The sequence below is a fragment of the Arcicella aquatica genome (assembly GCF_034928825.1).
Classification (GTDB): domain Bacteria; phylum Bacteroidota; class Bacteroidia; order Cytophagales; family Spirosomataceae; genus Arcicella; species Arcicella aquatica.
The window spans coordinates 21,701-32,023 of record NZ_JAYFUL010000059.1; the positions used below are offsets into that span (position 1 = coordinate 21,701).

The 10,323-nt window shown below is 36.3% G+C and carries 8 protein-coding genes and 1 tRNA gene; 6 read left to right on the forward strand and 3 right to left on the reverse strand.

Translation table 11 applies throughout. The annotated features are described in order from the left end of the window. Positions 1-201 precede the first annotated feature (201 nt). From sufB to VB264_RS22430, 3 genes are all read right to left on the reverse strand, one after another. Positions 202-1,650 carry a Fe-S cluster assembly protein SufB gene (gene sufB, locus VB264_RS22420; protein WP_323253209.1) on the reverse strand — a complete coding sequence of 483 codons (1,449 nt, stop codon included), beginning with the start codon at positions 1,648-1,650 and terminating at the stop codon, positions 202-204. A gap of 115 nt (positions 1,651-1,765) precedes the next feature. Beyond that, complete coding sequence (locus tag VB264_RS22425) at positions 1,766-2,239, reverse strand: Lrp/AsnC ligand binding domain-containing protein (RefSeq protein ID WP_184133370.1); 474 nt, start codon at positions 2,237-2,239, stop codon at positions 1,766-1,768. 627 nt (positions 2,240-2,866) lie between these two features. Then, positions 2,867-4,750 carry a CocE/NonD family hydrolase gene (locus VB264_RS22430; protein ID WP_323253212.1) on the reverse strand — a complete coding sequence of 628 codons (1,884 nt, stop codon included), beginning with the start codon at positions 4,748-4,750 and terminating at the stop codon, positions 2,867-2,869. Positions 4,751-4,928: 178 nt separating this feature from the next. On the opposite strand from VB264_RS22430, the gene hisG reads away from it, so the two are divergent. From hisG to VB264_RS22460, 6 genes are all read left to right on the forward strand, one after another. Then, positions 4,929-5,789, forward strand: a complete 861-nt coding sequence (gene hisG / locus VB264_RS22435; RefSeq protein WP_323253214.1) for an ATP phosphoribosyltransferase — start codon at positions 4,929-4,931, stop codon at positions 5,787-5,789. Positions 5,790-5,794: 5 nt separating this feature from the next. Then, on the forward strand, positions 5,795-7,051 hold the full coding sequence (gene hisD / locus VB264_RS22440) for a histidinol dehydrogenase (RefSeq protein ID WP_323253216.1): 1,257 nt from the start codon (positions 5,795-5,797) through the stop codon (positions 7,049-7,051). A 12-nt stretch (positions 7,052-7,063) separates the two neighbouring features. Continuing rightward, positions 7,064-8,119 carry a histidinol-phosphate transaminase gene (gene hisC, locus VB264_RS22445; RefSeq protein ID WP_323253218.1) on the forward strand — a complete coding sequence of 352 codons (1,056 nt, stop codon included), beginning with the start codon at positions 7,064-7,066 and terminating at the stop codon, positions 8,117-8,119. 11 nt (positions 8,120-8,130) lie between these two features. Next, positions 8,131-8,637: a hypothetical protein gene (locus VB264_RS22450; RefSeq protein ID WP_323253220.1), complete on the forward strand. Its 507-nt coding sequence runs from the start codon at positions 8,131-8,133 to the stop codon at positions 8,635-8,637. 62 nt (positions 8,638-8,699) lie between these two features. Then, positions 8,700-8,776, forward strand: a tRNA-Ala gene (locus VB264_RS22455). Positions 8,777-9,072: 296 nt separating this feature from the next. After that, positions 9,073-10,287 carry a phage integrase SAM-like domain-containing protein gene (locus VB264_RS22460; RefSeq protein ID WP_323253222.1) on the forward strand — a complete coding sequence of 405 codons (1,215 nt, stop codon included), beginning with the start codon at positions 9,073-9,075 and terminating at the stop codon, positions 10,285-10,287. The last annotated feature ends 36 nt before the right edge of the window (positions 10,288-10,323 follow it).

The window sequence follows — 10,323 nt, forward strand, 5'->3', positions numbered from 1 at the left end:
AAGACTTAGTTTAACCCGAAAGGGAAAGTTTAAACAGCTTCATATAAAAATCTTTTCAAGTACAAATTCTTATTCTAAAGATAAATAGGTTTTTTCAATTACCTAAAAAGAAGTGTCGATTTAAAAGCATAAAATGTATGGGGCATAAAAAAAGCTACTGCGTAAACAGTAGCTTTTCCCTAAATATCTAAATTTTATCATCTATCCAACTGAACCTTCAAGCGATACCGCAAGAAGTTTTTGAGCTTCTACTGCAAATTCCATTGGCAATTGGTTTAATACTTCTTTGGCATAACCGTTTACAATTAAGGCTACGGCAGCTTCAGTAGAAATACCACGTTGGTTACAATAGAACAATTGGTCTTCACCAATTTTAGAAGTAGTCGCTTCGTGTTCTACGGTAGCCGTTTTGTTCTTAACTTCAATATAGGGGAAAGTGTGTGCTCCACAACGGTCGCCCATCAATAGAGAGTCACATTGAGAGAAGTTACGAGCATTGTCTGCACGTTTCATCACTTCTACTAATCCACGATACGAGTTATGAGATTTACCAGCAGAAATACCTTTTGATACAATTCTTGATTTGGTGTTTTTACCAATGTGAATCATTTTAGTACCAGTATCCGCTTGTTGCATATTATTGGTAACCGCTACTGAATAAAATTCACCAATAGAATTATCCCCTTTCAAAATAACAGAAGGATATTTCCATGTAATAGCTGAACCTGTTTCTACTTGTGTCCAAGAAATCTTAGAATTTGCACCATCGCAAATACCGCGTTTGGTTACAAAGTTATAAATACCTCCTTTACCTTCTTTATCGCCAGGATACCAGTTTTGTACGGTAGAGTATTTTACTTCTGCATTTTCATGTGCAAAAATTTCAACTACCGCTGCGTGCAATTGATTTTCGTCACGTTGTGGAGCGGTACAACCTTCTAGATAACTAACATAAGAACCTGAATCTGCTACGATTAAAGTACGTTCGAACTGACCAGTACCAGCAGCATTAATACGGAAATACGTAGAAAGCTCCATTGGGCAACGAACACCTTTAGGAATATAACAGAATGAACCATCCGTAAATACAGCCGCATTTAAGGCAGAAAAGAAATTATCTTTTACTGGCACTACAGAGCCTAAGTATTTTTTGATTAATTCAGGGTGTTCTTGAATTGCTTCCGACATCGAGCAGAAAATGATGCCTCTTTTCGCTAAATCGGCTTTAAAAGTAGTAGCTACTGAAACCGAGTCGATTACGGCATCTACTGCAACATTCGATAAACGCTTTTGTTCGTTTAATGAAATACCTAATTTTTCAAATGTAGCACGCAATTCTGGATCAATATCATCTAAAGATTCCAATACTTTAGCTTGCTTTGGAGCCGAATAATATTTAATTGACTGATAGTCAACAGGAGTGTAATGCACGTTAGACCATTTCGGTTCTTCCATTGTTAACCAAGTACGATAAGCACTTAGTCTCAAATTAAGCATCCATTCTGGTTCATTTTTCTTTACTGAAATCAATCTGATTACGTCTTCGCTCAAACCTGCTGGCACTTCGTCTGTTTCGAAGTGACTTTCAAAACCATACTTGTATTCGGAGGAGGTAACCTCCTCTAATATATCAATTTCTTCTTTTGCCATTGCTGTAGGTAGTAATTATCCTACAAAAATAAGCCAAAAAATCGAAGAAAAGTTCGCCTCTTTAGAATTTTTCTAAAAAGGCTTTTATATATTTTTGATTATTTATGCTTAATGGCTATCCTTTATAGCTAAAAGGGACAGAACGGTTGATACTTTCTTCTAAAGAAATAAAGGTTTCTGTTCGTTGTATTCCCTGTACTTTTTGAATTTTATCATGTAATACCTCTCTAAGGTGTACAGTATCTCTACAAACAATTTTTGCAAAAATAGAATAAATACCTGTCGTGTAATTTATACTTACTACCTCTGGTATTTTAATCAATTGCTCGGCTACTTCTGCATATAACGAACTCTTGTCTAAATAAATACCTAGAAAAGCAGCAATGTCCCATCCCAATTTGGTATGGTCAATCACCAATTGTGAACCCTTTACGATACCAGCCTGTTCCATTTTCCCCATCCTTACATGGACGGTTCCACCAGAAACATTGATTTTTTTGCCAATTTCTGTGTAAGGCATGGTGGCGTCTTGCATCAAAAGACCTAAAATTTTTAAATCAGTTTCGTCGATTTCGACATTCTTTTCCATAGCTTAAGTATTTAGACTCAAATAAAATTTAAAATTTCATAAAAAACAATACTTTCAAAAAGAAATTATTAACATATTTTAAATAAATCACTACAATAATTGAATAGAATGTAAATTTTAAGTTTTTTTTATGTAAAATTTGTAAAACATTAAAAAGCTACATAACTTTGCATTGTCAAGTTGAAAGAAACACATGACAACCACACTGTAGGGTGATGAAATTTGGCAGACGTACCCTCCTGTCTCGGGGGTGGTGAACATGAAATAAAGTAAGTGTAATGCCCATCGCAAGATGGACTGGGGTTGACCACCAGACTTTGTACTTTACCTAATCACACCGTGGAGGTTCGAATCCTTCTCCTACAGCCAATTATTTGATATATTTTGAGGATAAATTTTTGTCAAAGCACAATTTTATTGTTACCTTTATTCTCAAATTATCAGATTGACTACAAGATATCAAGTAGTTTTATTTGGTTTTTAGTTTGTTGATGAAGTGTAATTCAAAAAAGCAGTCTTTGTAAGTCTGCTTTTTTTGTTTTCAAGCTATTTCAATAAAAAATCCGTAGCATATCTCAATACTACGGATTTTTTATGTAAGTATTTACACTTAGAGGATATTTTTATTTACTCCAATACTCCTACCTTTAAATAACTAGCCACCGCTTTCTGGTGATATACCTTTTGTGTAGCATTTTGATAGTCACTCGGTACAGCTTTAAAAATATCCATGAATTTTTGAGGGTTTCTATCAGCCCAAGGAAAGCATGAACTTTGGATTTGCACCATTATTTTGTGCCCCTTTTTAAAAGTATGTAATACATCCTGTAACTCTACCTTTACATTCGTTACTTGATTAGGAACAAAAGGCTTTGGTTTCGAAACATTATCACGATATTTCCCTCTAATAATTTCAGAACGCACTAACTGCTGGTAGTTTCCATAGACTACATTTGGTTTTTTCGGATTTTCTGGTGCATCAGTTGGGTACACATCAATTACTTTTACGACCCAGTCGGCATCAGTACCCGTAGTAGATACTTTAAGCATCGCCTCAATTTGTCCAGAAAGTGTAATGTCTTTTTCTAGTACATTGGTAGAAAATGATAGAACGTCTGGTCGAGCATAGGCAAAACGTTGGTCTTCCACCATATAATTAGCAGAAAAACCATCATTTACATTAGCCGAAAAAGGTACGGGATGATTTGGGTCTGAAAGATAAGCCGATGATGATTTTTCTACAGTTGGAGCAGTAAATGATAATTTGCCATTAGGGTGGAAATACAATAGCTTCTCTTGTGTCCCTTTAGCAGGGTATGTATCAAAAGAACGCCATTTGTTAGTACCCGTTTCAAAAAGAGTAGCCTCTGGCAAATCAAGCGGTTTAGAATCATCTATTAAATAGTGATGAAAGAACTTTGCCTCAATATTTTCTTGATAATAAGGCGATACCTTCGAGCCAAAATCAACATCAGCCAACATTTGTCCTGATGAACCAGCCCAGCCACCATGTACCCAAGGACCTACTACAAAAATATTTTTGATGTTTGGGTTTTGCTTTTCAATAGCCTTATAAGTATTAAATGTACCGTATAAATCTTGTTCGTCATACCAGCCACCCACAACCATCACGGCGTGTTTGATACCTTTTAGATGAGGTAGAATATTTCTTTTCTTCCAATGTTCGTCATAATCTGGGTGTTCAAAATTTTCATGGTAATATACATTGCGTCCTTTATAAAAACCATCTTCAGAGTTTTTGGTCGTTTTTACCTCATTCAGATAAAAATCATATCCATCAGGATTGTTCGTTTCAAAATATACAGGTGGGCGAGTGGTAGTAGGCTTAGTTTGTTCTTGAAAGAAATTATAAAAACCAAAATTTGCCGCTATCATAAATGCTCCGTTATGGAAAGCATCATCACGCCAAAGGTCTGCCATTGGGGCTTGTGGTGAAGACGCCTTGAGGGCTGGATGTTCTGAAATAGCACCCGCAGAAGTAAAAAAGCCCGGATAAGAAATACCCCATTGTCCTACTTTGCCATTATTATTATTAATATTTTTGATAAGCCATTCGATTGTATCATACGTGTCTGACGACTCGTCGATGTCTGTTTTACCTTTCTTTATATCAACTTGTGGGGTCATTTCTACGAATTTGCCTTCCGAAGCCCAACGTCCTCTTACATCTTGATAAACAACGATGTAATTACTTCTTAACATGAATGGATTTGGACCAATTCTTTTTTTGTATTTATCAGCACCGTAAGGGGAACAAGTATAGGGAGTTCTCTGCATCAAAATTGGATACTTTTTACTTTGGTCTTTTGGGGCATATACTTGGGTAAAAAGCTTGATTCCATCACGCATTTGAACCATAAATTCTGTTTTCTGATAATTTTCACGAATGTAGGCACTGTCTTGAGCGATGGTAAATGGATATGGAGAATCTGATTTTTGAGCGTAGCTAAAAACAGGAATTAGCAATAGCCACAAGATAAGTTTTTTCATTATTAGACTTGTTGAGTAAGAAATATGAATGATTTATTGACAATTTACAGAAAAGCCGTCAAAAGCTAAACTGGATTCCGTAATTTTGCAGTCCGTTAACAATTTACCTAAATCAAAAACAATCAGTATTAATAATTTTTAGGAAAAGTTAGCATTGTGGACTATAAATAACTGACAAGTGACTCAAAATTTAAGAATTGCCGTTCAGAAATCTGGACGCTTAAGTGAGGATTCCCTCAATCTTTTCAAAGAATGCGGAATCAAGTTTGATAATGGAGCAGGAAAGTTAAAAGCAACTTCTTCAAACTTCCCAGCAGAATTTTTGTTTCTTCGTGACGACGATATTCCCGGCTATGTGGAAGACGGCGTAGCTGATATAGGTATTGTCGGACAAAACGTTCATGTAGAGAGCAATAAAAATGTATCGGAAGTAAAACTATTAGGTTTTTCTAAATGCCGTTTATCAATTGCTATTCCGCGTGGTGATGAATATCAAGGCATTGAGGATTTAGAAGGGAAAGACATTGCAACGTCGTATCCAATCATTTTAGGAAGTTATCTCAAAGAACATGGTGTTACGTCACATATACATGAAATTTCAGGGTCTGTAGAAATTGCTCCTAGCATTGGTTTAGCACATGCAGTTTGTGATATTGTTTCATCTGGAGGTACATTGTTGAGCAATGGATTGAAAGAAGTAGAAGTAATATTCCGCTCAGAAGCCATCATGATTGGTTGCCCGACACTTTCAGCAGAAAAACAAGACATCCTTAATCAGATATTATTTAGAATTGACGCTGTTCAAAGAGCAAAGAATAATAAGTATGTTGTGTTGAACACTAAAAATGAGAATATCGAAGCCATCAGTAAATTATTACCTGGTATGCAGTCGCCATCTATTATTCCATTGGCACAAGCAGGTTGGTCGGCGATGAGTTCAGTAATTAACGAAAATGACTTTTGGCAAAATATCGAAAAACTCCGTGAAGCAGGTGCTGAAGGTATTTTAGTGATGCCGATTGAAAAAATGATTTATTAGTTTCCATGAAAATTATAAAATATCCCAAAGAGTCTGATTATCAAGCCTTACTTACGCGTCCAACACAGGATATTGCTGTGATTGAGCAGCGAGTAGCTCCCATTTTGTATAGAGTAAAAACCGAAGGTGACATTGCCCTTCGTGATTTTGCTTTGACTTTCGATAAAGTAAACCTAGCATCCATAGAAATGCCTTCAGAAGAAATTGAAAAGGCTGCTGATTTACTTTCCGACGATTTAAAGCAAGCCATCCATCAGGCTTATCGTAATATTCATAAATTTCATGAGGCACAAAAAACAGTTCCTGAAAAGATTGAAACGATGGAGGGCGTTACTTGTTGGCGAAAAACAGTAGGCATTGATAAAGTTGGGGTATATATTCCTGGAGGTACAGCTCCGTTGTTTTCAACGGTATTGATGTTGGGTATTCCTGCACAAATTGCAGGATGTAGAGAGGTCGTATTATGTACACCATCCAACCACCCAGCTATTTTGTATGCTGCCTCGCTTTGTGGCATTACTAAAATTTATCGAATAGGAGGGGCGCAAGCCATTGCTGCCATGGCCTACGGAACAGAGTCAGTCCCCAAAGTGTATAAAATATTTGGTCCGGGTAATCAATATGTTACTGCTGCCAAAATGTTGGTAAACAAAGAAGGTATTGCTATTGACATGCCTGCTGGGCCATCAGAAGTAGCGGTATATGCAGATGATACTGCCAATCCAGCTTTTGTAGCGGCTGATTTACTATCACAAGCAGAACATGGGATAGATTCACAGGTATTGTTGGTTTCAACGTCTGAAAACATCATTAACGAAGTAAATAATGAGCTAACAAAACAGTTAGCAGTATTACCAAGAGCAGAATTTGCTTCGAAGGCCCTAGAAAACAGTCGGGCTATTTTGGTAGAAAACCAAGAGATTGCCCTTTCCTTGTTGAATGAATATGCTGCCGAACACTTAATTTTATCGGTAGCCAATGCCGAAGAAGTATCAGAGAGTATCTATCAAGCAGGGTCTATTTTCTTAGGAAACTATACCCCTGAATCTGCTGGAGACTATGCTTCTGGCACAAACCATACCTTGCCGACCAACGGTTATGCAAAAGCGTATTCAGGCGTAAGTCTGGATAGCTTCGTGAAGAAAATCACGGTACAGCATATTACTCAGGCAGGCATTAAAAACCTCGGAAAGACAATTATTGAAATGGCTGAGGCAGAATCCTTGAATGCTCATGCCAATGCGGTAAAAATTAGAATGTAAATTATTTAAACTATGACATTTAACTTACAAAGTATCGTTCGTAAACATATTCTTAGTCTTGCTCCTTACTCTTCTGCTCGTGATGAATATACAGGGAAAGAAGGGATTTTTTTAGATGCCAACGAAAACCCAATCGGTTCGGCTACGCCCGAAAATTGGAACAGATACCCAGACCCTTATCAGTCTGCTATTAAAGAAAAATTAGCGCCTATCAAAGGCTGTCGTCCTTCGCAAATATTCCTTGGCAATGGTTCTGATGAACCGATTGATTTGATTATTAGACTGACTTGCGAGCCAAAAGAAGATAACATCATCATACTGCCACCAACCTATGGAATGTATGAAGTGAGTGCTTCTGTGAACAATGTACAGATTCAAAAGATTGATTTGACAGAAGATTATCAATTGGATGTTGATGCTATTATTGAAGCTATTAATCCGAAGACGAAATTAATTTTCATTTGTTCACCGAATAACCCGACGGGTAATATCATCAATCGTGAAGCTATTTTAACGATTATTGATAATTTCGAGCACGGCTTAGTAATCATAGACGAGGCTTATAATGATTTTGCGGATGAACCTTCGTTTATTCCTGAATTGGATAACTTTCCGAATGTAATGGTACTCCAAACTTTCTCAAAAGCATGGGGGCTGGCATCGTTGCGTTTAGGGATGGCTTTTGCAAATGAAGAGCTAATTAAACTTTTGAACAAGATAAAATACCCTTACAATATTAACGGACTTACACAAAAATTATTAATAGAGAATATTGCTAATACTGATTTTGTAACAAATTCCGTTAATACGCTGAATCATAACCGTAAGCTATTAGCTGATTCATTAGCTGAGTTACCCATTGTCGAAAAGATTTTTCCATCTGATGCCAATTTCTTATTAGTGAAATTCCAAGATGCAAAGGCTGTTTTTGATTACTTAATTGAACAAAAGACGATTGTCCGCGACCGTTCAAAAGTGAAATTATGTGATAACTCTTTAAGAATTTCAGTAGGAACCACCGATGAGAACGCTCATTTGATGGGTCTTTTAAAAGCTTATAAATCATAAACTTATTTCTTATGAAAAAACATGCTTTAGCCTTTTTATTGATTTTAGTAAGTTTCACGGGCTTCTCACAATACAAAACGTGGGCAATAGGTGGAAAGCTAGGAGACCCCTCAGGTTTAACAGTGCGTCATTATTTAAATAATGATAGAAATGCAATAGAGTTGAACGCAGGTGTGTATGGTGCACTTTGGGGACTAAGAAGCCCGTACAGAGATGGTGCTTTTGATGGAGCAGGTGTATCATTCAGTGGGCTTTATCTTTGGCATCAGGACTTGGGTAATACTGGTCTCAAAAGTTATTACGGTTTTGGTGGACAAATCACATCACGCTCGTATACCTTGGCTAATAAGCAAGTACCTAATACAGGCATTGGAGGCGTTGGAGAAGCAGGCATAGAGTATGGGATTCCAGACTCTCCTTTAACAATGTTTGGTGAATTAGGACTTTATATAGAACTCGTTCCTGCTTTCTTTTACACACATCCACAAGGAGGTTTTGGCATAAGGTACAATTTCTAATAAAGTTGCTTATCCCTTTGTATACTAAATTCTTATTGGATACTTTTGCAAAGTATTCTTTTGGGGGGTTAGCTCAGTTGGCTAGAGCGCTACGCTGGCAGCGTAGAGGTCATGGGTTCGAATCCCATACTCTCCACCATCAAATATACAATACTGTTTATTTTGACTAACACTCCTACCTGAAGCCTGTCGTGTGGACAGGCTTTTTCTATTTCTTCTAATCAATATCTTACTAACCAATTCTTTGCGTAAAAGGTGGCAGCCGAGATGGCATCACAAAATTTGAGGTGGCAGTACAAATTTTTGAACATTTTTCAAAAATACACCTCTTTTGTTGATAACGCCCTCCCCTGAAACTCCTATGTATAAACTTTGAAGGTTCAAACAATCTTTAATTTTTTTACTCGTAATGAAAAAAAACAATCAAGAAACAGAATGGAAATTCTATTTTGGAAACACAAATGTTCAAACCCTCAATTTGCGAAAATCTACCTTAGAATTACAGTCGATGGAAAAAGAGCAGAACTCGGTTCAACTAATATCGAAATAAATATTGATGACTGGGACGCTACCAACAAACAAGTTAAACGCACCGACCCACACTACACTTTCAAAAATGAGCAATTATCAAGCATGAAAACAGATTTAATGGCTATTTACAATGATTTTCTAAGAAAAAAGAAGCCATTTACTGTACAACAAATTAAGTTCTGCTATGAAAATCAGGACGAGCCAACTTTTATTCAAGGTTTTGATAAATGGTTACTTGAAGTACAGAACGATCCGAAAAGGACACATGGAACTTATGTGACCTATAAAAATGTAAGAGAAAAAGTGTTGGGGTATCTTATTAAGAAGAATAAGCATTTAATGTATTTTCAGGACTTTGAACTTTCAGATTTGTTAAACTATAGAATGTATTTGGAATCAGAAGCTGGATTTGCTGATTCTACCATTCGCAAACATACAAAAACTATTATGCAAGTTACTCGGTGGGGGAGGTTACATAAACTTGTACCCGAGGATAATTTATTTGGCTATCGTGTTCCAATGGAAAAAGAAAAGCCTTTGATAAACTTAAATCAAGAACAATTTGAGAAATTAGTAAATCATAAATTTAAAAATAAATCAGTCCAAGAAGTTGCCGACGTTTTTATTGTTTACTGCAGAACTGGTTTTCATTATCAAGATTTAAAAAATATCAAAGAAGAATACCAGAAAGCAATCGTTAAAGGAATTGATGGCAAAGAATGGATTTATTGGGAAAGAATCAAGACTCAAATTTTTGCCAAAGTACCCTTTTTTAAAGAAGTAGATGACATTATTACTAAATATGGTGGATGGGAAAACCTCCCGATTAAGTCAAATCAAAAGATGAATGCCTGGTTAAAAGTAATGGCTGCAGAACTGGATTTTCCAGAAAAACTATCGGTTAAATCAGGCAGGAAAACACTTTCAGATTGGCTATTGAATGAAAGAGGGTGGCAAAAAGAATCTGTAAGAGTATTACTAGGCCTTAAAACAGATAAGTCATTAGATGCGTATGCAAAAACGGATGAACGAAGGGTGGCTTCCCTTGAAAATTATTTTTCGATATTGATTTATAATAGAATCCACTCATGTTTTGGGTGGATTTTTCATGTTTATTGAGGTGATTTATTTGAAAAATACAATTTTATTCATATT